23 protein-coding genes are annotated in these 19,755 nt (G+C 67.9%); 11 read left to right on the forward strand and 12 right to left on the reverse strand.

All coding sequences use genetic code 11. The annotated features are described in order from the left end of the window. The first annotated feature begins 36 nt into the window (after positions 1-36). Together ABZZ22_RS09450 and ABZZ22_RS09455 are read left to right on the forward strand one after the other, a co-directional pair. A complete protein-coding gene (locus ABZZ22_RS09450) occupies positions 37-423 on the forward strand; it encodes a pyridoxamine 5'-phosphate oxidase (RefSeq protein ID WP_354929765.1) in 387 nt (128 codons plus the stop codon). Between the two features lie 35 nt (positions 424-458). Then, positions 459-1,367 (forward strand): NAD(P)H-binding protein, encoded by a 909-nt coding sequence (locus tag ABZZ22_RS09455; protein WP_354929767.1) that lies wholly within the window; start codon positions 459-461, stop codon positions 1,365-1,367. Between the two features lie 28 nt (positions 1,368-1,395). Here the strand turns inward: ABZZ22_RS09455 and ABZZ22_RS09460 are convergent, their stop codons facing one another. Both ABZZ22_RS09460 and ABZZ22_RS09465 read right to left on the reverse strand, forming a co-directional pair. Next, on the reverse strand, positions 1,396-2,106 hold the full coding sequence (locus ABZZ22_RS09460; protein WP_354929769.1) for a type II CAAX endopeptidase family protein: 711 nt from the start codon (positions 2,104-2,106) through the stop codon (positions 1,396-1,398). 97 nt (positions 2,107-2,203) lie between these two features. Further along, complete coding sequence (locus ABZZ22_RS09465) at positions 2,204-3,181, reverse strand: cyclase family protein (protein WP_354929772.1); 978 nt, start codon at positions 3,179-3,181, stop codon at positions 2,204-2,206. Positions 3,182-3,278: 97 nt separating this feature from the next. Here ABZZ22_RS09465 and ABZZ22_RS09470 point away from each other — a divergent pair, with 97 nt between their 5' ends. Together ABZZ22_RS09470 and ABZZ22_RS09475 are read left to right on the forward strand one after the other, a co-directional pair. Continuing rightward, on the forward strand, positions 3,279-3,920 hold the full coding sequence (locus ABZZ22_RS09470) for a class I SAM-dependent methyltransferase (protein WP_354929775.1): 642 nt from the start codon (positions 3,279-3,281) through the stop codon (positions 3,918-3,920). A 75-nt stretch (positions 3,921-3,995) separates the two neighbouring features. Continuing rightward, complete coding sequence (locus tag ABZZ22_RS09475; RefSeq protein ID WP_354929778.1) at positions 3,996-4,436, forward strand: hypothetical protein; 441 nt, start codon at positions 3,996-3,998, stop codon at positions 4,434-4,436. On the opposite strand, the gene ABZZ22_RS09480 is transcribed toward ABZZ22_RS09475, so the two are convergent. From ABZZ22_RS09480 to ABZZ22_RS09495, 4 genes are all read right to left on the reverse strand, one after another. Continuing rightward, positions 4,433-4,693 carry a hypothetical protein gene (locus tag ABZZ22_RS09480; RefSeq protein ID WP_354929781.1) on the reverse strand — a complete coding sequence of 87 codons (261 nt, stop codon included), beginning with the start codon at positions 4,691-4,693 and terminating at the stop codon, positions 4,433-4,435. The genes ABZZ22_RS09475 and ABZZ22_RS09480 overlap by 4 nt on opposite strands. 122 nt (positions 4,694-4,815) lie before the next feature. Beyond that, positions 4,816-5,718: an alpha/beta hydrolase gene (locus ABZZ22_RS09485; RefSeq protein ID WP_354929784.1), complete on the reverse strand. Its 903-nt coding sequence runs from the start codon at positions 5,716-5,718 to the stop codon at positions 4,816-4,818. 63 nt (positions 5,719-5,781) lie between these two features. Beyond that, positions 5,782-6,156: a hypothetical protein gene (locus tag ABZZ22_RS09490; RefSeq protein WP_354929787.1), complete on the reverse strand. Its 375-nt coding sequence runs from the start codon at positions 6,154-6,156 to the stop codon at positions 5,782-5,784. Between the two features lie 20 nt (positions 6,157-6,176). Next, on the reverse strand, positions 6,177-6,626 hold the full coding sequence (locus ABZZ22_RS09495) for a nuclear transport factor 2 family protein (protein WP_354929790.1): 450 nt from the start codon (positions 6,624-6,626) through the stop codon (positions 6,177-6,179). Positions 6,627-6,821: 195 nt separating this feature from the next. Between ABZZ22_RS09495 and ABZZ22_RS09500 the strand changes: the two genes are divergently transcribed. The 4 genes from ABZZ22_RS09500 (at position 6,822) to ABZZ22_RS09515 (ending at position 9,410) form a co-directional block, all read left to right on the forward strand. Then, positions 6,822-7,358, forward strand: a complete 537-nt coding sequence (locus ABZZ22_RS09500; protein ID WP_354929793.1) for a CGNR zinc finger domain-containing protein — start codon at positions 6,822-6,824, stop codon at positions 7,356-7,358. A gap of 47 nt (positions 7,359-7,405) precedes the next feature. Further along, entirely contained in the window at positions 7,406-7,855 is a 450-nt protein-coding gene (locus ABZZ22_RS09505) for a DUF6196 family protein (RefSeq protein ID WP_354929796.1), read from the forward strand. A gap of 55 nt (positions 7,856-7,910) precedes the next feature. After that, the gene (locus ABZZ22_RS09510) at positions 7,911-8,756 is read left to right on the forward strand and encodes an alpha/beta hydrolase (protein ID WP_354929799.1); all 846 of its coding nucleotides are present in this window, start codon (positions 7,911-7,913) and stop codon (positions 8,754-8,756) included. Between the two features lie 72 nt (positions 8,757-8,828). Continuing rightward, positions 8,829-9,410 carry an NAD(P)H-dependent oxidoreductase gene (locus ABZZ22_RS09515; RefSeq protein ID WP_354929802.1) on the forward strand — a complete coding sequence of 194 codons (582 nt, stop codon included), beginning with the start codon at positions 8,829-8,831 and terminating at the stop codon, positions 9,408-9,410. Positions 9,411-9,644: 234 nt separating this feature from the next. On the opposite strand, the gene ABZZ22_RS09520 is transcribed toward ABZZ22_RS09515, so the two are convergent. Genes ABZZ22_RS09520 through ABZZ22_RS09535 form a run of 4 tightly spaced genes read right to left on the reverse strand, consistent with a single transcriptional unit; the run spans position 9,645 to position 13,586 of the window. Then, complete coding sequence (locus ABZZ22_RS09520) at positions 9,645-10,787, reverse strand: CoA transferase (protein ID WP_354929805.1); 1,143 nt, start codon at positions 10,785-10,787, stop codon at positions 9,645-9,647. After that, entirely contained in the window at positions 10,784-12,097 is a 1,314-nt protein-coding gene (locus ABZZ22_RS09525) for an MFS transporter (protein WP_354929808.1), read from the reverse strand. The genes ABZZ22_RS09520 and ABZZ22_RS09525 overlap by 4 nt, the downstream gene beginning before the upstream one ends. Continuing rightward, on the reverse strand, positions 12,094-12,351 hold the full coding sequence (locus tag ABZZ22_RS09530; protein ID WP_354929811.1) for a hypothetical protein: 258 nt from the start codon (positions 12,349-12,351) through the stop codon (positions 12,094-12,096). The genes ABZZ22_RS09525 and ABZZ22_RS09530 overlap by 4 nt, the downstream gene beginning before the upstream one ends. Further along, the gene (locus ABZZ22_RS09535; RefSeq protein WP_354929814.1) at positions 12,348-13,586 is read right to left on the reverse strand and encodes a M20 family metallopeptidase; all 1,239 of its coding nucleotides are present in this window, start codon (positions 13,584-13,586) and stop codon (positions 12,348-12,350) included. Before ABZZ22_RS09535 ends, ABZZ22_RS09530 begins: the two co-directional genes overlap by 4 nt. A gap of 249 nt (positions 13,587-13,835) precedes the next feature. Here ABZZ22_RS09535 and ABZZ22_RS09540 point away from each other — a divergent pair, with 249 nt between their 5' ends. After that, positions 13,836-14,495, forward strand: a complete 660-nt coding sequence (locus ABZZ22_RS09540) for a TetR/AcrR family transcriptional regulator (RefSeq protein WP_354929817.1) — start codon at positions 13,836-13,838, stop codon at positions 14,493-14,495. Positions 14,496-14,733: 238 nt separating this feature from the next. On the opposite strand, the gene dnaB is transcribed toward ABZZ22_RS09540, so the two are convergent. Next, on the reverse strand, positions 14,734-16,644 hold the full coding sequence (gene dnaB, locus ABZZ22_RS09545; RefSeq protein ID WP_354929923.1) for a replicative DNA helicase: 1,911 nt from the start codon (positions 16,642-16,644) through the stop codon (positions 14,734-14,736). A gap of 464 nt (positions 16,645-17,108) precedes the next feature. Between dnaB and ABZZ22_RS09550 the strand changes: the two genes are divergently transcribed. Next, a complete protein-coding gene (locus ABZZ22_RS09550) occupies positions 17,109-18,464 on the forward strand; it encodes an MATE family efflux transporter (protein WP_354929820.1) in 1,356 nt (451 codons plus the stop codon). 65 nt (positions 18,465-18,529) lie between these two features. Then, positions 18,530-19,105 carry a DinB family protein gene (locus ABZZ22_RS09555; protein WP_354929823.1) on the forward strand — a complete coding sequence of 192 codons (576 nt, stop codon included), beginning with the start codon at positions 18,530-18,532 and terminating at the stop codon, positions 19,103-19,105. 189 nt (positions 19,106-19,294) lie between these two features. On the opposite strand, the gene rplI is transcribed toward ABZZ22_RS09555, so the two are convergent. After that, positions 19,295-19,747, reverse strand: a complete 453-nt coding sequence (rplI, locus tag ABZZ22_RS09560) for a 50S ribosomal protein L9 (RefSeq protein ID WP_354929826.1) — start codon at positions 19,745-19,747, stop codon at positions 19,295-19,297. Positions 19,748-19,755: the final 8 nt, after the last annotated feature.

The raw sequence follows: 19,755 nt of genomic DNA on the forward strand, positions 1-19,755 counted from the left end.
CGTTGCTCTAAAATTGGCCGGACTATGGTGATGAGCATGAGCATCCCGATCGCCCTGCCTGATCTCGCTGCCACCCTCGAGCGGTTCGGCAGCGGGTTTCTGCTGACCACCGCGGGCGAGCGGATCAAGGTCGTGGTCGTGGACCCGGTCATGGAGGGCTCCTACCTGCGCGTCTCCGACCCCGGTGGCGGCACCCGTGCGAACCTCGCCACCAATCCGGTGCTCACCCTCACGTACGCCCCGCTCGAACCGCGCGGCCACGCGCTGATCATCGACGGCACCGGTCGCGTCGATGGCTCCGACGTCCTCGTGACGCCGACCGGCGCCGTACTTCACCGACCGGCATCGCACGCCTCCGAGCCGGTCGCCGGGGACGGCTGCGGGCAGGACTGTCGACCGGTCGACTCGTCGGGCTCGGCCTGACGCAGGACAGGACGGTGCGCCCGTAGGCTCGACCCATGAAGACCTCGACCACCGTCCTCGTCACCGGCGCGACCGGGTTCATCGGTCGACGACTGGTCGCGGAGCTGACCGAAGACGACACCAGGGTGCGCGCGATGACCAGGCGCCCGGACGACTACGACGGTCCTGGTGAACCGGTGGGGGCCGACGTCGGCGACCCCTCCTCTCTGGACGCCGCGCTCGAAGGGGTGGATGTCGCGGTCTATCTGGTGCACTCGCTCGATCACGACGACTTCGAGGATCGCGACGCGCGGGCAGCACGCTCCTTCGGTGCTGCCGCGTCCCGGGCCGGGGTGCGCCAGATCGTCTATCTCGGCGGGCTCGGCGACGACGGCGACCTGTCGCCCCACCTGCGCTCCCGCCGAGAGGTCGAGTCCCTGCTCGGTGAGGCCGGCGTCCCCGTCACGACGCTGCGGGCCGCGATCGTCGTCGGCCACGGCGGCATCTCCTGGGAGCTGACCCGGCAGCTGGTCAAGAACCTCCCGGCCATGGTGGTGCCGAGATGGACGGCCACCCGGACGCAGCCCATCGCCGTCGACGACGTGATCCGCTATCTGGCAGGTGTCATCGACAACCCGGGCGCGATCGGCGAGACCTTCGAGATCGGCGGCCCCGAGGCGATGACCTACCTCGACATGCTGACCGTCGCCTCCGAGCTGGCCAACGGCCGATCGATCCCGGTCGTCCCTGTGCCGGTGCTGACACCCCGGCTGTCGTCGTACTGGCTGGCGCTGGTGACCGACGTCGACCTGACGACCGGGCGCAACCTGATCGACTCGATGACCACGGAGGTCGTCGTGCAGGACCGGCGCATCCTCGATGTGGTGCCCGGCGATCCGCTGCCGTATCGCGAGGCAGTACGCCGGGCGCTGGCCGAGCGGCTGGCCGACGGGAAGAGGGTCTGAGCGACCACGCTCGCGGCGTACGAAGCCCTCAACCGAACAGCAGCGGCAAGGCCAGCAGCATCGACAGCGACCATGCGCAGTGGGTGAGGATCGGGGCGAGGACGCCGCCGGACGCGCGCCGCTCGAACCCGACCACGACCCCGAGCAGGATGGCGGCGAAGGCCAGCATCACGTTGCCGGTCGCCAGTGTCGCGATGACGTAGGCCACCGACGTCCAGGCGACGGGGTGGCGGGGCAGAGCCGCATAGACCGCGCCGCGGAAGAACAGCTCCTCCGCCACTCCGTTGACCGCCGTCACCACGATCAGGATCGGCAGCGAGCCCTGATCGGCGAAGTCGACCACCGACCGCACCTGCCGGTCCAGCCACGCGATCTCCCGCACGACCAGGCCGCCGACCACGAAGACGCCCGCCAGTCCCAGGCCGAGCAGGATCGGCGGCAGCACCGGGCGGACGAGCCGGCGCTCGCCCTCCCCGTCCTGCTGGCGCCAGGCACCGATTCGTCCCAGATACAGCGGCCCGGAGGCGAATGCGCCGATCGCCCACACCCCGGCCAGGGCGAAGGTCGCCGGATAGAACCAGAAGCTGCCCGGCTCGATACGCAGCGAGAATCCGAGCACCACCGCGCCGAGCACCACGAAGCCGAACGTGACCAGCTGACGGCGACGCAGGGCGGCGTCACTCTGACGGTGGTCACGCGGGACCACCTCCAACAAGGACCGGCGCACCCAGCGACGCACGAGACCCCCTCGCTCCGGTGACGGCTGCGTTCGCCTCCAACCTACGGGGCCGACGTGACGACGCAGACGCATCGGACCGTCTTCGGTAGAAGATTCCTCAGATGACGGCGACGGCGTTCGCCGGCGATCCGGTCGCACCGGTGACGTTGAGCGGCTTCACGCTGAGGAAGGCCTCCCACCGTTGGAGATGGTCCATCCGGCGCGCCAACGGCCCGAGGCGCCACAGCTCTCCGAGCGGCATGCCGAGCTTGGCCAGGAACTCCTGATGCATCGTGCCGCGGTCGTTCAATGCCGTCTGGAGGAAGGGCGAGTCGGGTACGGCAGGCAGGCACTCGACCGCGAAGGTGTCCGCGGCGAGCAGGGCGAGGCCGGTGTCCCAGGCCCAGTCGAGCACCTCCTCGCTCTGCGCGATGCCGGTGGCACGGCCGAGCGCCTGCTGCGCCAGCTTCTGCTCGGCGGTGAGACCGAGGAACCACTCGCACCACCCGGTGTGGAGCATGACGACATCACCGGGGCGCAGTTCGATTGCCTGCGCGGTCAGGGCCTGGTCGATGTAGGCATACGGGATCGGCTGGCCGGCCTCGTGGTCGAGGCTCTCCTCACGCCGGGCGAGGAGGCCGGCGATGTCCACCAGGACGCCGCGGCCGACGATGGGACGGTCGGCCCACACCTGGATGCCGAGCTCCTCGGTCCCTGGTGCGATCAGCTCGTCAGCGGTGCCACCGTAGAACCCGGCGTCGTCTGCGCGCCGGTTCCGCAGCCCGTCGATCTGGGTCGAGGACTGGAGGTAGAAGCCGTCCAGGTAGTCACCGCGGTGAGCCGGGTGGTTGCCGTAGATGATGTGCTCGGCCGGCTTCGCGGCCTGGAACATCCCCGGCATGAACGCGTCGATCGGGTAGTCGAGTCCGAAGGCCTCGCCGAGCTGGACGAGGCCGGCCGCGGCCACCACGCTCTGCTCGTCCGCGAACGACGGGGTGCCGCGCCAGGGATCCGCGAAGAGCTCCCAGGACGTGCCGCGCAGCAGGCCGGGCCGATCGTGGAGCTCAGCCCGGCTCGGGAGATCGTGCGTGGTCATGGGGGATCCGTTCGTCTCTCAGCCCGGCAGGATGCCGGGGGCCGCCAGACGGCTGATCCCAGTATCTCGCGCCTCGCCCTGGCCTAGGGTCGTTTCTGTGCCCGAGAACTGGCTGAACGAGACCCGCGAGTCGTACGACACTGATGCCGCCGGCTATGCCGAGAAGGTACGCGGCCTGTTGGACGATCGCCCGTACCTGCGCGCTGGACTGGCGGTGTTCGCCGAGGCAGTGCGTGACGGCGGGGCCGTGGCCGATGTCGGCTGCGGCCCGGGCTACGTCACCCGGCACCTCCACGACCTCGGGGTCGACGCGTTCGGGATCGACCTCTCCCCCGAGATGATCGCCATCGCCAGGCGGGACCATCCTGATCTCGGGTTCGAGGTCGGGTCGATGACCGATCTGCCGCTGGCGGACGGATCTCTGGGCGGCGTACTCGCCTTCTGGTCCGTCATCCACATCCCCGACTCGGCGGTGCCCGGAGTGTTCGAGGAGTTCAGGCGGGTGCTGCGACCCGGCGGTTCAGTGCTGGTCGGCTTCCATGTCGGCGACGAGACTCGGCACTCGACCATCGGCTACACCGGGCGCTCGATCAATGTCGACAGCCACCGCCGTACGCCCGAGCAGATCTCCCAGTGGCTGCGTGAGGCCGGGTTCACCATCGAGGCTGAGCTCCTCATGCGGCCCGACGACGAGGTTCCGGGCGCAATCGTCTTCGCTCTGAAACCTGTCTTCGACTGATCAGGAACGAAGAAGCGTACGAAGCGCCTGCCTCCTTAGGCTCGTCTCAACAGACCACGAGGAGAGGGCAGAGCGATGACCAAGAGCAGCACGTTCACCGAGGAAGAGAAGGCCGCCATGAAGGAGGCCGCCGCCGAGCGCCGGACGGCCGCTAAGCGTGGGACCGGCAGCAAGAAGGCCGCGGCCGACCTCGCGGACTGCCTCGAGAAGATCGAGGCGATGGACGAGAACGACCGCGAGATCGGCGAGACGCTCCACCGGATCGTCACCACGAACGCGCCCGACCTCGCCCCGAAGACCTGGTACGGCATGCCCGCCTACGCCAACGCCGACGGCAAGGTCGTGGTGTTCTACAAGAGCGCCGGGAAGTTCAAGATGCGCTACGCCGAGGTCGGTTTCCAGGAGTGGGCCAACCTCGACGACGGCGACATCTGGCCGACCGTCTTCGCCGTGAAGGTGATGAACCCGGCCGTCGAGGAGAAGCTCACCGAGCAGGTGAAGCGGGCCGTCAGCTAGCCGGCGTGATGCTCGCGGTAGCGCTGGTAGAGCCGCTCCAAGAACCTGTCGAGCTCCGCGGCCATGTCCTCGTCCAACGCGGGGAAGGAGAAGGTCGCCTTGCCCGTACGGCGCTTGCGGAATGCCTCCGACGAGTCCTCGAGCGCGTCCGGCCAGGTGTCGACGGCGATCGCGTAGAGGCTCACCTTGTGTGCGCTTCGCTTGACCGCGGCGAAGTAGTCGTGAGCGCCCGAACCCGGCCAGCGCAGCGACGGCATCCCGTAGATCGTGCTTTCCTCGAGCTCGTCGCGGTAGCGGTCGAGGGGCGCCCAGATCCGATCTTCGACGGCATTGAGGTCGGCCGTGTCAGGAGCGTATCCCCGGGTCAGCCGCCTGAGTGTCAGTTCGCCGCGATCGATTCGCGGGCGAGCCGCTCTGCGAGGAATCGGCTCGCCCGGTCGAGGGCGGCATCGGCCTCGTCCAGCGATCCGGCCTGATTCTGGAAGACGTGAGGCAGAGCGGCGGCAACCTCGAGGGCCACCTCGACGTCCGCCTCGGCGGCCCGGGCGGCAAGACGGATGGAGTCGTCCAGGAGCACCTCGTGGGATCCGACCTGGATCAGAAGCGGCGGAAGGCCGGCGAGATCCGCCAGCGCCGGGCTGATCAACGGATCCGCAGGGTCGGCGCCGCCGACGTACCGGTCGGCGAACCACTCGAGGGCGGCACGGTCGAAGAGCGGATCGGCGGCGCTCTTGGTCTCGATCGTCACCCCGGAGAGCGTCACATCGGTCCATGGCGAGAACACCACCGCGGCCGCCGGCTGCGGAAGGCCGGCCGCTCGCGCGGCCAGCAGCGTCGCCACTGTCAGTCCACCGCCGGCAGAATCGCCGGCGAGGACGAGTCGGTCGGGCTCGACACCCGCCTCGAGCAACCCCCGGTACGCCGCCAGCCCGTCCTCCACCGCTGCCGGATACGGCGCCTCGGGAGCGAGCCGATAGTCCACCGAGATCGCTCGTAGACCCGCACGGGAGGCAAGGCCATCGGCCAGTGCCGCACCGGTGCGGGCCGAGCCGACGACGTACCCGCCGCCGTGGAGGTAGAGCAGCGTCCCCGCGGTGGCCTCGGGGTACAGCTCCAGGCCCGCGATCCCACCGATGGTCACCGACCTGGCGCCGGCCTCGCCGGGGAGAGTACGGGTCTGGCCGGCGTCGAACCCGGCACGAGCTTCCTCGACGGTCACCGAGGGGTCGAAGGGAAAGGCGCGGATGGCCGCGTCCAGTTCGTCGCGCTGCTGCTTGCTCATGGTGGTGCCTCCTGCGTGGGGAACGATGTTGAATCGGCTACGGCAGCCTCGGTCATGTCAGGGTCATCGACGTTCCATCGCGGCAGCCACCCTCGCGGCGAGGCCATCGAGGACATCGGCGTAGGCATCCGGGACCTGCACCTCCAGAGTCATCCCATCGCCTCCCGCGGTGATGACGAAGGTGAAGAACGAGCAGCAGTCGGTCTCGCGGGCGATCAGCCCGCCTGCCCTCCGGGCGACCTCAGCGTCCGGGATGAGCTCCAGTCGCAGCCTCGTGGGTGCCACACGATCGGTGTTGCGGACGGCGTCGGCGAAGAAGTCGTCGAACTCGGCGACACGGAGAGGCTGCTCAGCGGTGGGCAGGCTGCAGGTCGGCGGGACCCAGGAGTCGTCTCGGGTCGTACTTGCCTGGTCGCGCCTGAGATCGGTCGCTGCCATCTCGTCAGTCGGCTCCGGCTTCATCTGAGCGGGAGCTCCGGAACCGCGCCGGCAGCCGGCACAGCCAGGCGGCGATCCGCGTTCGCGATGGCGACGTCGTTGATGCTGGCCTCGCGGCGCTGCATGAGTCCGTCCGGGGAGAACTGCCACAGCTCGTTGCCGTAGCTGCGCCACCACTGGCTGTCAGCATCGCGCCACTCGTACTGGAACCGGACAGCGATGCGGTCGTCGGTGAATGCCCAGAGGTCCTTCTGCAGTACGTAGTCGAGCTCGCGCTGCCATTTGCGAGTCAGGAACTCCACCACCTCCGCCCGACCGTTGATGAACTCGTCGCGGTTCCGCCAGATCGTGTCGGGCGTGTAGGCGAGGGAGACCCGCTCGGGATCGCGGGTGTTCCAGGCGGCCTCGGCGGCCTTCACCTTCTGGTTCGCCGTTTCGGCATCGAACGGCGGGAGCGGTGGTCTGGGCATGAGAACTCCTTCAGCAGTTGTCGGTGGATGGCGACCGAGGCTCCGCAGCTAGCGTCCGACGCGGATCTTGAATAATGATATATAGTAGCTTTTCCATTAGGTCAACGAATTTGGAAACAGACCGAGGTGAAGGTCCAGGTGGTCGACATGGAAGTCCCGAGCCTGTATCCCGATCAGCCCGCGCCGATTCGGCTCATGAACACGATCTGGGCCGATCGCGGTGATCGCCATGACTGCTTGACGACGGTTCAGGTGGCCCGCTCATGGATGCGGTCAGCGGAGATCCGTGGCGGCAGTCGGCTGGGCGCCGAACAGCTCGACCGGCTGCGCGAGCTGCGCGACGGCCTGCGTCGGGTCGCAGCGCATGTCACCGCCGACGATCGCGAGCACGCGCAGACCGACCTGACGCTCGAGGAGGCGATGGCTGCGATCAACGCTCCGCTCGCGTCCTCACACCTGCTCCTCGCACGGTCCGCGGACGACACCGTCGAGGTCAGCTGGCAGCACGACACCGAGGGATTCGACACCGTCATCGCCGAGCTCGCGTTCGAGGGTGCGCGGCTGCTGGGCGACCCCCACAACGAGCTGTTGCCCTGCCACGGACCCGGCTGCGTGCTGTATTACGTCCGGAGCAAGACCAGGCGCGCGTGGTGCGGACCGATCTGCGGCAACCGTGCGCGAGTGGCTCGCCACTATCGACAGAACCGGGATTCACGCTCATCCTCAGCGTGACGCCGGCGCTTTGCGAAACCATCGAACCGAAGGGTCGTCCCACCATGGTGAGCATCAGCAGAGAGACCACGGCGCAGACCCACGAGCGTCTCCGCGCCGTGATCGCGCAGGCCGACTTCGTGGTGCACCAGGGCGTCTGGGCATTCGAAGAATCGCCCGTCGATCAGCCCCCGGAGATCACCACAGAGACCCTGGCGGTCGTCAGGGACGAGGAGAGCTGGAGCCGCCTGGTCCCGCTCACCGACCCGCATGACGAGGTCGAGAAGTTCGGGATCTTCTCCTTCCACTTCCCCGAGAGCTCGGACAACAGCGGGTTCGTCGGCTGGCTGGCCTCCCACCTCAAGGCCGAGCTGGGCACTGGCGTCTTCGTCGTGTGCGGCAGCAACTCTGCCCGCGGTGGCATCTACGACTACTGGGGCTGCCCCGCCGAGCTTCTGGACCAGGCCGTCGCCGCCGTCACCGAGCTTCGCTCTCCGGGGGGCCAGGGCACCACCTAGAAAAACTAATGGATTATCACTAGATGATCATTAGTCATCGTGCTAGACATCTCCCATGCGTAGAACCACCGCCTCGAGAGTCTCGCGAGCCGCGATCCAGGTTGATGGCGAAGCGGCCAGCTACCTGACGGTGGCCCAGGACGGCCCGGTTGTGTTGCTTCTCCACGGCACGTACTGGAGCCGTGTCTGGCTGCCGGTACTCGACCGGATCGCGGATGCGGGCTTCAGGCCGATCGCGGTGGATCTACCCGGGACGGGGCGCTCGGGAGGAGAGCTGAACCTCGAGACGGCCACAGTGCCCGCCCTCGTGGACTGGGTGGTTCGATTCACCTCAGCGCTGAACATCTCCGGGCCGGTCGCTGTCGCGGGCCATGACATCGGTGGCGCGATCGCCCAGCACCTCCTTGTCCACCACCGGCTGGAGGTCACTCGACTGGCCTTGGTCGACTCGGTCACCTACGACTCCTGGCCGGTGCCGAGTGTGGCCCGGTTCCGGGATCCCGAGACCGTCGCGGCGACCACCGCTGATGAGTTCCTCGCTGCGCGCAGGGAAGCGGTGACGAGGTCGCTGGCCGGCGCGGCGAGCGCGCGGAGGGTCGCGGAGTACGTGGATCCGTGGACTGATCCGCGAGTCCGCCGCTCCTGGATGGCCATGGCGGGCGCGGCCGACAGCCGCTACACGCTTGCTGTCGTCCCCGCACTGAAACGCTCCGCGACGCCCAAGCTGCTGATCTGGGGCGAGGACGACGGCTCCCAGAAGGTGGAGTACGCCGAACGGTTCGCCTCGGAGATCCCCCACACCACGTTGATCCGCATCCCCGGGGCGGACCACATCCCCACCGAGTCTGCCCCCAATCAGATCGCTCACGCGCTCGCCGACTTCTTCACCGTCGGCCGCTGAGATACGGCCCGGAGCGGGCCACACAGCCGCGCCAGAACCTGACGCGGTCCATCAGAGGAGAGGAACACACTCATGACCGATATCGACGTCGCCGTACTGCTGGGAAGTCTGCGCGCCGACTCCATCAACCTGGGCATGGCCCGCGCGCTGGCCGCGGTCGCACCCGACGGCGTACGCGTGACGATCGTCGACGGGCTGGCGGAGGTGCCGTTCTACAACGAGGACATCGACAACGGCAGTGTTCCTTCGGCAGCCCGAAACCTGCGCGAGCGGGTCGCAGCCGCGGATCGGCTGATCGCGGTCACCCCCGAGTACAACGGCTCGACGCCGGCAGTGCTCAAGAACGCCATCGACTGGGTCTCCAAGCCGTACGGCGAGGGAGCGATCACGGGCAAACCCTTCGCCGTTGTCGGTGCCGCGCCCACTCCGTACGGGGCGAAATGGTCACACGAGGCCACCGCCCGTTCGGCAGAGATCGCCGGAGCGAGAATTGTCCCCGACGCGACCTTGAGTCAGTCGGCGACGGACGTCGATGTGGCGACCGACCCGGACGTTCGCGCAGCGCTACGCGTGATTCTGGATCGCTTGGTGGCATTCGAGAGCGGCGCCAGCGACGTCGCACACGAAGAAGAGGCGGTCCGCGACTCGGCCTGAGCAGCGACTCGCGACGCGGCAGCTGCCTGCTGCAGAGCTGTCGAGATGCAGTGAAGATTGACGGACTTTCCCGCGCGGAAGGACGCTGCCGATGCTCTGAAGAAGTCGGAACAGCCGGGCGGCGAGTCAGATGAGCTGGTGGCGTGGAAAGGCGAGTCGGACTGCCCACGTGCGGGACGGTGCCTCATGAGCGCCCCACCGAGCCGTCGAGTATCGCCACTGCCGGGTGGTTCGTCACCAGCGCGTCGGCTCGTGGTCGTGCTCACCCAACTTGGGTGCAGGAGAGCGGAAGGTGTCGAGTCCGTTGCTGAACCGGGTGGGGAACCTGGCCTGCGTGACCAGGTCGCCCTCGGCGGAGATCGTCGGTACGAAGAGTTCCCGTGCGTGGAGCACGGGATGCTCGAGCAGCTCGGACGGCGTCGCTATCAATGGGGTCCAGGGCAACCCCGATACGTGTTCGAGGGCACTGAGGCGGTCGTGCCACCAGACCAGAGGTCGCTGCTGGAAGACGGTGCGGAGCAGCGCGCCCACGGCGTCGGCGTGACGCGTACGGGTGAGACGGTCGTCGTACTCATCGGTGCGGAGCTCGGGGAACTCCTCCGCTAGCGAGGTGCGGAACAGTCTCCACGAGGTGTCCTCGAATGCGGCGAGGACCAGCCGGCCACCGTCCTGAGTGTCGAAGACGTCGTTGTCTCCCATGACCAGTTCTCCCGAGGTGGCCGGGGCCGCCTCGGGAAGGGCCAGGGTGAATGGGGCGAAACAGGCGGCGGTGGCGTCGGTCAGCGATACGTCAAGGTGCTGCCCCACGCCGGTGCGTTCGACGCTGGCGAGCGCGACGGAGAGCGAGAGTGCCGCGTAGAGGCCACCGATGAGATCGGCGACACGCACGCCCGGGCGGGTGACCAGCCCGTCGGCGCGCGCAGGAACCCCGAAGAAGCCGGACAGGCCGAGGAAGTTCAGGTCGTGACCGGGCTTGTGCGCGTAGGGCCCGTCCTGCCCGAAACCGCTGATCGAGCACATCACCAGTCCAGGGTTGACCCGACGAAGGACGTCCCAGCCCAGCCCAAGGCGGTCCATCACCCCCGGGCGGAATCCCTCGACCACGGCATCGGCCGTTCGCGCCAGGTCCAGGAATGCGTCGCGACCCGTTGCCGTCTTCAGGTCGAGTACGACGGATCTCTTGTTGCGGTTGAACGCGGAGAACCGTCGGTCGTTGAACCGCGACAGGTCACCCTGCGGGCGCTCGACCTTGAGGACGTCAGCGCCCAGGTCGGCGAGCAGGACCGTGGCGTAGGGGCCGGGGATCAGTGCCGAGCAGTCGATGATGCGGCGACCGCTGAGGAACGACCAGTCCACCTGTTCCCCGCCCGCGCTCACGGTGTGTCCTCGCGCGGACGAAGCGCGGAGTCGACGTCCCTGGCGTAGGGGCGGTAGAGCAGCGCACTGCCGAGTCCGTTGGCGACGGTCAGGGCGCAGGTGACCAGAAGCAGCGAAGTACGCAGGTCCGTGGCGTCGCCGAGCACGCCGGCCAGCAGTGCGTAGCCGGCGTACGCCAGGCCGTCCACGACGGACACGGAGACCGCGAAGGCGAGGGCTCGCAGCGGCGGTGGCACCACGGCCATGATCAGCGGACGGTTCACCACCGGAACCTGGCCCTGCAGCAGGCCGAGCAGCGCGAAGAACACCGCGTACGCCGCGATGGAGTGCCACGTGAAGTAGAGGGTCACGAAGGCTACGGCGGCGTATCCGAGCTGGCTGGCCTGGAGCATCAGCACTCGTCCGGTGCGAGGGTACAGCCGGTGCACAGCGTCGAGGATCCGACCTCCGGCGACGGTTCCCACGACATAGCCGAGCGCGAACGGCAACGCGATCACCGACGCGGTGGCGGTGGTGAAGCCACGGTCCTCGACCAGGAAGACGATGCCGAAGCTCATCATCACGTTCTGTCCGGAGAAGACTCGCTGGACGAGGATTCCGCGGAACGTGCGAATGCCGCCCAACTCCTTGAGCCCGGCACCTACCTTGCGGGACTTGGTCTCCAGTTCATGCATGCTGGGCCCCGGATTCTCGACGGACGTCGTACGCCGGGGGTCGTCGAGCAGGGTGAGCAGCAGCAGGCCGATCAGCAGGCAGATCGTTCCGGAGATGACGTAGCCGTAGCGCCAGCCCTGGTCGAGGTGGCTCAGCAACCCGAAGATCGGAGCGCTGGCGCCCGTGATGATCGCGACGCCCGCGTAAAGCAGCCCGATGGCCCGGCCTCGATGGGTGTCGGCATAGATGTCGCCGACTATCCCCAGGGCGATGGCCCCCGACCCGGCGAACCCAGCAGACGCGATGCCGTAGAAGAGGAGGAACTGCCCGAAGTCCTGCGAGAGGCCGGCCATGATCACCCAGATGCCCCAGAACCCTGAGCAGGTGGCCAGCACGACCCGCCGGGGGAAGCGGCGCGACAGGAGCGCCCACGGAATGCTGGTGACCACGCCGACACTCTTCGCGACCGCCACGATCACGCCCAGCGCGGCGGACGAGAGTCCGAATGCCTCCTTCATCAGCGGGAACATCACCGTGGTGATGCTGCCCTCGGCGTTGTCCATCGACGTGCTCGCGGTGAGCAGGGCGAGGTTCTTGCCGCGGCTTCGGCGGGTTCCGAGGTTGGCCTCGGTGCCGGCCGGGGCCATGGCGGTCATCGTGCCACCGCGCCGGTGAGGAACCAGCCGTCACGGAAGGATTCCGCGGTCAGCTCGGGCGCCTCGCGATACCCCGGCACCACGTCGCTGCCACGGACCACGATCTCACCGATCTCGCGGATCCGGGTCGGCGTCATCGGCGCGGCGCCGTACACGACACGCGTCAGGCTGCTCGGGTCGAAGTCGTCTCCCGAGCACGACTGAGCGTCGGGCCGGTGGATCGCCTGGCGGCGGAGGAAGCGGGCGAGGTTCACGAGGGGCTCCCATCGGTAGGTGCTGTGGCGTGCGAGGCAAGGGTCTGGGCGGCGAGCAGTGCGAGTGCCGCTGCCTGGTCAGCCAGGACGCTGTCGTCGAAGACCGCGTGTGGCGAGTGGTTGGGGGCAGGGACGCCCGGGTGACCGGGCGGGGTGGCCAGCAGCAGGAACATCGCACCGGGCACCCGCTGGGTGATGAACGAGAAGTCCTCGGCGCCCATCGTGGGTGTGGGAGCCTCGAGCACTCGGTTCTCACCGAAGGCGTGGCGCAACCTCGACAGCACCGCTCCGGTCAGCGCCGGGTCATTGACGACACTGGGGTAACCGGTGCTCAGCTCGACGGTCGCCGTCGTGTCGTGGGCTGCCGCGATCCCCTCGACGAGTCTGGGCAGCGCCTCCTTCAGGACGGAGAGCGTGTGCGGTGACATCGTTCGCACCGTTCCGGTGAGCGAGGCGGAGTCGCAGATCACGTTGGCGGCGCCGACTCCGGCGGCCAGGCTGCCCACCGACACCACGACCGGGTCGAACACGTCGAATCGCCGGGTGACGAACGACTGCAGGGCGAGCACGACCTCGGCGAGGACGGGCACCGGGTCGCAGGCTTCGTGGGGTCGTGACCCGTGTCCGCCGCGACCGTGGACGGTCACTGCCAGCCTGCTCATGCTCGCGGTGACCGCGCCCGGTCGGGACACGAAGGTGCCGCGGGGGCCCGGCCGGACGTGAACGGCGTACGCCGCGACCGGCAGCTCCCCGGTGATTTCGAGCAGGCCCTCGTCGATCATTTTCGCGGCTCCGGCGTGACCCTCCTCACCAGGCTGGAACATGAGGACGACGTTGCCTGCCAGCTCGTCCCGGATGCCGTCGAGCAGTCGGGCGGCTCCGACGAGTCCTGCGATGTGCAGGTCATGACCACAGGCATGCATGGCGCTGCTCGTCGAGGCGTAGGGGAGACCGGACTGCTCGGCGATCGGAAGGGCGTCCATGTCAGCACGCAACAACACGGTCGGGCCCGGGCGTCCCCCGCGCAGCACGGCGACGACGGAGGACAGCCCAGTGCCGGTGGTGACCTCGAGGTCGAGTCCGGCCAGGGCCGAGAGCACCCGTTGCTGGGTACGCGGGAGGTCCAGACCGACTTCCGGATCGCGATGGATCTCTCGACGCAGGGCGACGAGGTCGGGCAACAACGCGTGGGACGCCGTCAGCAGCCGGTCAGTGGGCGAGGGGAGTTCTCGCATCCTAGAGCCTCACTTAATGAACAAAGTGTATGATTTCGAACTAGATGTTCGAAAGAGTAAGCCGGGTCACATTGACCGTCAAGTGCCGGAGGTGAACGCAATGCGGGTCGACAGCCGACGAGGGAGCCGGATCCGCGCTTCACCCTCGGGGACCCACGGTCTCGAGACGGGCAGCCACACACCGGACGCGGCCGGCACCCTGGCCGAAGCCGTGGCGGTTGTGGTTGTGGTTGTGGGGACCGTCGCCGGATGGGAGATCATGTCGTGGTGATCTCGACAGGCGTGTCCAGCAATGAGGCGGCTCCGGCGGCGAGGGGGGCCGGTGCCGACCGGCGGATCCGGCGCACCCGCACGGCGATCCGCAATGCACTCCTGGAGTTGTGTGTGGAGCGTGAGTTCTCGGCCCTCACCGTGGAAGACGTTCTGGAGCGAGCCGACATCGCGCGGGCTACGTTCTACGCGCACTACCGAAGCAAGGAGGACGTGCTGGTCGACCTTGCCCACGAGCTCGCCTCCGACCGTGCCGATCGGATAGCCCAGCACGAGGCGAAGCATCCGGAGGGCTTCACGGGTGATCCGGTGCGCATCGTCTTCGAGCACGCGCAGGCCCACCGTGACGTCTACCTCGTGATTCTTCAGGGCGCGGGAGACGGACGCGCCCTGCGCGAGTTCTTCGACCAGACGAGTCGCCAGGCCGAGACACTGTTCCGGGCCCGGTCCGAGCATGCCGGGGTGGAGCCGCGGGTGCCGCTACCGCTGGTCGCGCGGGCCTGGGCTGGGGAGGTCATCGGCACCCTGGTGTGGTGGCTCTCCGAGGACACCGGCCTGCCCGCGGACGAGGTCGCGGCCCTGCTCAGTGACCTGTCGGTGCGCGGTCGGCGCTGGGCATCGGGGTCTTCCGAGGACTGAGCGCGGTCGGTCATGCTGTGGCTCCATCGCGTCATCGACGCGCTTGCCGATGTCGGGTCTGCAGCCGAGCGGAGTCGACGGACTCGTCAGCCGGAACTCCCGACGCATCCAACGGGCCAGGAACGAGAACGATGAAGTCTGCAGCGCTGGTCGCCACGATGAATGTCTAGTGATGCAGTGTTGAGAAGTCGGGGTGTCCCGTTTCGAAAGTTCGCTGCATCTCGACAACACACCAGCGTCAGTGGGCCATGTCGACGAAGCGGCTGTAGTGACCCTGGAAGGCGACGACGAGGTCGCGGGTGGGGCCGTTACGGTGCTTGGCGATGATCACGTCGGCCTCACCGGGGCGGGTCGACTCCTTCTCGTAGACGTCGTCGCGGTGGAGGAGGACGACCATGTCGGCGTCCTGCTCCAGCGAGCCTGACTCGCGCAGGTCGGAGACGGCGGGGCGCTTGTCGGCGCGCTGCTCGGAGCCACGGTTGAGCTGGGACAGCGCGATGATCGGGACCTCGAGCTCCTTGGCCAGCAGTTTGATCTGACGGGAGAACTCGGAGACCTCGAGCTGACGGGACTCGACCTTCTTGCCGGAGCTCATCAGCTGGAGATAGTCGATGACGATCAGCTTGAGGTCGTGGCGCTGCTTGAGCCTTCTGGCCTTGCTTCGGATCTCCATCATCGTCATGTTGGGGCTGTCGTCGATGAACATCGGCGCGCTGGAGACCTCGCCCATCTTGCGGGCCAGCTTGTTCCAGTCATCGTCGGACATGTTGCCGTTGCGGATGTGGTTGAGCGGCACCTTCGCCTCGGCGCTCAGCAGACGCATGGTGATCTCGGAGCGGCTCATCTCCAGGCTGAAGAAGACGCTGGTCAGGTTGTTGTGGATCGAGGCCGCACGACAGAAGTCGAGAGCCAACGTCGAGTTGTGGGTCGGGATCATCGAGCGACCGGCCAGGTAGAGGTGCTCATCGTTGTCGACCTGCACGCAACGTACGGGGACGCTTGCCACCGGCGTGACCGCATCAACCTTGACGACAGTGCCGTCGGGCATATCAATCGTGTGGATCTGACCGACCGCCTCAGCGAGACCTCGGGTTGTGCGTATCCGCGCACGAGGGAAAGTGGTCGAAATGGGCTGCCTTGAGGCGTCCGAGCGGGCCACTTCTGACCACTCTGCGGCGATCGCGGTCGTCAGCCATTGGTGCTCAGCGTCAGCAACAATGGTCGACCCATCGGAGAAGGTGACCTCGTAGCAAGGACGTCCTTCCATCACCTCGGTGGCCGCGACGACTCGCGTTGGGCGGCCGTCGGCCGCGTACAAGAGGTCTCCTACCTGGACCTCCCCCATCGTCGTCCAACCGTCAGGTGTCACCAGCGGAGTGTCGAGAGCGAGGGCCTTACCCATCGCAGGACGGGCCGCGACGATGATCATCTGACCGCCGTGGAAGCCGTTGGTGAGCTCGTCGAAGTCGGCGAAGCCGGTGGGCACGCCGTAGAGGCCGGCCTCGCGGTTGGAGATCGCCTCGATCTCGTCGAGGACGCCGTCCATGATGTCGGCGAGCGGGGAGTAGTCCTCACCGGAGCGCTTGTCGGTGAGCTTGAAGACCTCGGCCTGGGCCTCGTCGACGATGTTGTCGACCTCGCCCTCGCCGGCGTAGCCGATCTGGACGATCTTGGTGCCGGCCTCGACCAGGCGGCGAAGGACGGACTTCTCGCGGACGATCTCGCCGTAGTAGCCCGCGTTGGCCGCGATCGGGACGTTGGAGGCGAGCGTGTGCAGGTAGGGGGCACCACCGATGCGGTCGAGCTCGGCCTTGCGGCGCAACTCGTCGGCGACCGTGACCATGTCAGCCGGCTCGCCGCGACCGTAGAGGTCGATGATCGCGTCGTAGATGGTCTCGTGCGTCGGCCGGTAGAAGTCGGTGCCGCGCAGCGTCTCGGAGACGTCGGCGATGGCGTCCTTCGAGATCAGCATCGAGCCCAGGACGGCCTGCTCGGCAGCCATGTCCTGCGGCGGCGTGCGATCGTTGACCGCGCGCGGGGCGTTGCCCGGCTCGTACGCCGCGGGGCCGTCGCCCCACTCCTCGAACGGCGGCTCCGGGAAGTCGCCCGAACCGCCCATCGAGCCGGTCTCGGTGACGCTCATTCCCATGCCCTCCCTGGTCTGCGGATCGTCGCGGCGGGATCTCCATCGATCCCGGCCCACGCTACGGGTGAGCACCGACAGTCCTGCTCGCGCAGTCCCCGGCCAACTCTCGACGACACCCTCAAGTCTCCGCGACCCTACGTCGCAGACCACATCGGCGACAGCAAGTTATCCACAGGCCCTGGGGATAACTAGGGGATAGCGGTGGACGAGCCCCTGGCCAATGTGAACAGCCTGGGGAACCGCCTGTGCATAACTGGTGCAAAAGCGGCGTCGAAGCACCTCTGACCTGGGGTTTCACTCTCCCAAGGCTGTGGACGAAAGAAAGTACGTCACCTATCCGGGTTCACGACCGACATGGCTGTGCCGATACGGGCGTTTTGTCGACATAGCGCCGCGACGACGTTTTCCACAGGTTTTCCACCTGCCCTGGAAAGCGCTCCGGCCGGACGGTGTTTAACCTTGACGCCGTGACGAACCCGGCGGATGCGAAGACCTACTCGAAGACCGACCGCCGCGGTCTCGACAAGGAGATCTGGCGACTCGCGATCCCCGCGTTCCTGGCCCTGGTGGCCGAACCGCTCTTCCTGCTGTCGGACTCCGCGATCGTGGGTCACCTCGGCACCAGCGAGCTCGCCGGTCTCGGTGTCGCAGGTGTGGTGCTGCAGACGATCGTCGGTCTCTGTGTCTTCCTCGCGTACGGCACCACGGCATCGGTCGCCCGCCGCATCGGCGCCGGGGACACCGCCGGCGCCCTCCGGCAGGGGATCGACGGGATCTGGCTCGCCGTCATCATCGGCGTCCTCGTCACGATGCCGGTGATGGTGCTGGCCGAGCCGCTCTGTCGCGCGGTCGGCGCGGGCGACGAGGTGGTCGGTCCCGCGACGACCTACCTCCGGATCGCAGTCGTCGGGGTGACACCGCTGCTGATGATGCTCGCGGCCACCGGCGTGCTCCGCGGACTGCAGGACACGCGCACGCCGCTGGTCGCGGCGGTCGTCGCCAACGTACTCAACATCGTGCTCAACGTCGCCCTCGTCTACGGAGCGGGCCTCGGGATCGCCGGTTCGGCGATCGGTTCGGTGATCGCGCAGGTGCTGGCCGCCGCCATGCTGACCTACGTCGTGGTGCGGGCCGCCCGCAAGGAGGGCGCGCCGTTGCGCCCGGACCTGCCCGGGATCCGGGCTTCCGCGAGGGCGGGCGTTGCCCTCGTGGTGCGTACGCTGACGCTGCGTCTGGCGCTCCTGGCCACGACCTACGCCGTCACCCATCTCGCCGTCGGCGACCAGGCCGTCGGGCTGGCGACCCACCAGATCGCCTTCACGCTGTGGACGTTCCTGGCGTTCGTGCTCGATGCGATCGCGATCGCCGCGCAGGCGCTCACGGGGCGGTCGCTGGGGGCTGGGGACGCCGATGAGACTCGGGCCATCACGGCCCGGATGGTTTGGTGGGGCGTCGTGATCGGGGTCGGGGCCGGCGTACTCCTGGCGTCTGTCTCACCGTTCCTCGGCGCGCTCTTCACCGGGGACCCGGCGGTGCGGGACCTGCTGGTGCCGGTGCTGCTCGTGGCGGCGATCGCGCAACCGATCGCGGGCGTCGTCTTCGTGCTCGACGGGGTGCTCATCGGCGCCGGCGACGGTCGCTACCTGGCCTGGGGCGGAGTCTGGACCCTGGTCGCCTACGTCCCGCTCGTCGCGCTGGTCGTCGTACTCGGCGGCGGGCTGGTGTGGGTGTGGAGCTCCTTCGCGGTCGGGTTCATGGGAGCGCGCTTCGTGGTGCTGACGCTCCGGGCGCGGTCTGACCGGTGGCTGGTCACCGGCGTCTGATCCTCGGCCGCCGCCGCTGGCGCAACTCGGTTGCGCCGAATCCGACTCGGCGTCAGGGTCAAGACATGCCCGCCGACCCGAAGAGCACGCTGAAGTCCTACATCGATGCCCGCCGCGAAGCCCTGATCTCCAAGGTCGAGGGTCTCTCGGAACGGGAGGCCCGGTTGCCGCGTACGCCGACCGGCACCAACCTCCTCGGCATCATCAAGCACGTCACCGGAGTCGAGGCCGTCTACCTCGGGTCGACGTTCGATCGTCCGTTCCCCGAACCCGAGGCGCTGATCTCGGACGAGGTCTTCGAGGTCGACCCGCAGGCAGACTGGTACGCCACGGAGGACGAGACCCTCGAAGGGATCATCGGGCTCTACCGTCGGGTCATCGCGCACGGGAACGAGACGATCGACGCGCTACCGCCGGACGCCATCGGACACGTGCCGCACTGGGGTGGCGAGGAAGTCACCCTGCACCAGATGCTGGTGCATCTCTTCGCCGATCTCGCCGGCCACGGCGGACAGGCCGACATCCTCCGCGAGGAGATCGACGGCGCCGTCGGCTGGCGCAAGGCCGGCGACAACGTCCCCTCCGAGTACGACTGGTCTGCGTACGTCGCCAAGCTGACCAAGATCGCGAACAAGTTCTGAGCCGAGACGTCACTCCGGTCGGGCGAGACGTCACTCCGGTCGGACGAGACGTCACTGCGGTCGGTCGAGATGGCACTCAGGTGCCCAGTCGGACGACCTGAGTGACGTCTCGGCCGACGTACCTGACGCCTCGGCGAAAACGAACAAGGCCCGCCTCCCAGAGGAGGCGGGCCTTGCGGAATCCCTAGATCAAGCGGGGACCACGTTGAGGGCCACCTTGGCGGACACCTCGTCGTGGAGCTTGACGGAGACCTCGTGAGCACCGAGGCCCTTGATCGGGTTGCCCAGCGCGATGGTGCGCTTGTCGATCGACTGGCCGGTGGTCTCGTTGACCGCGGCGGCGATGTCGGCGGCGGTGACGGCACCGTAGAGGCGGCCGTCCTTGCCGGAGCGGACCTTCACGTTGACCGTGTTGGACTCGAGCTTGTTCTTGATCTCGGCGGCGTGAGCCTCGTCGCGCACGGAGCGAGCCGAGCGCGCAGCCTTGATCGACTCGGCCTGCGACTCTGCGCCGCGGGACCAGCGAATGGCGTCGCCACGCGGGATCAGGTAGTTGCGGGCGTAGCCGTCCTTGACCTCGACGACGTCACCGGCGGAACCGAGCCCGGTGACCTCCTGCTGAAGGATGATCTTGGTAGCCATGTCGATCC

Source organism: Nocardioides sp. NPDC006273 (assembly GCF_040613495.1).
GTDB lineage: Bacteria > Actinomycetota > Actinomycetes > Propionibacteriales > Nocardioidaceae > Nocardioides.

Coding starts and splice junctions, on each gene's coding strand:
- ABZZ22_RS09455 (WP_354929767.1), top strand. CDS start 459: ATGAAGACCTCGACCACCGTCCTCGTCACCGGCGCGACCGGGTTCATC.
- ABZZ22_RS09540 (WP_354929817.1), top strand. CDS start 13,836: ATGGGAGATCATGTCGTGGTGATCTCGACAGGCGTGTCCAGCAATGAG.
- ABZZ22_RS09450 (WP_354929765.1), top strand. CDS start 37: ATGAGCATCCCGATCGCCCTGCCTGATCTCGCTGCCACCCTCGAGCGG.
- ABZZ22_RS09510 (WP_354929799.1), top strand. CDS start 7,911: ATGCGTAGAACCACCGCCTCGAGAGTCTCGCGAGCCGCGATCCAGGTT.
- ABZZ22_RS09490 (WP_354929787.1), bottom strand. CDS start 6,156: ATGGCAGCGACCGATCTCAGGCGCGACCAGGCAAGTACGACCCGAGAC.
- ABZZ22_RS09485 (WP_354929784.1), bottom strand. CDS start 5,718: ATGAGCAAGCAGCAGCGCGACGAACTGGACGCGGCCATCCGCGCCTTT.
- ABZZ22_RS09515 (WP_354929802.1), top strand. CDS start 8,829: ATGACCGATATCGACGTCGCCGTACTGCTGGGAAGTCTGCGCGCCGAC.
- rplI (WP_354929826.1), bottom strand. CDS start 19,747: ATGGCTACCAAGATCATCCTTCAGCAGGAGGTCACCGGGCTCGGTTCC.
- ABZZ22_RS09480 (WP_354929781.1), bottom strand. CDS start 4,693: ATGCCGTCGCTGCGCTGGCCGGGTTCGGGCGCTCACGACTACTTCGCC.
- ABZZ22_RS09495 (WP_354929790.1), bottom strand. CDS start 6,626: ATGCCCAGACCACCGCTCCCGCCGTTCGATGCCGAAACGGCGAACCAG.
- ABZZ22_RS09500 (WP_354929793.1), top strand. CDS start 6,822: ATGAACACGATCTGGGCCGATCGCGGTGATCGCCATGACTGCTTGACG.
- ABZZ22_RS09535 (WP_354929814.1), bottom strand. CDS start 13,586: ATGCGAGAACTCCCCTCGCCCACTGACCGGCTGCTGACGGCGTCCCAC.
- ABZZ22_RS09555 (WP_354929823.1), top strand. CDS start 18,530: ATGCCCGCCGACCCGAAGAGCACGCTGAAGTCCTACATCGATGCCCGC.
- ABZZ22_RS09525 (WP_354929808.1), bottom strand. CDS start 12,097: ATGACCGCCATGGCCCCGGCCGGCACCGAGGCCAACCTCGGAACCCGC.
- ABZZ22_RS09475 (WP_354929778.1), top strand. CDS start 3,996: ATGACCAAGAGCAGCACGTTCACCGAGGAAGAGAAGGCCGCCATGAAG.
- ABZZ22_RS09465 (WP_354929772.1), bottom strand. CDS start 3,181: ATGACCACGCACGATCTCCCGAGCCGGGCTGAGCTCCACGATCGGCCC.
- dnaB (WP_354929923.1), bottom strand. CDS start 16,644: ATGGGAATGAGCGTCACCGAGACCGGCTCGATGGGCGGTTCGGGCGAC.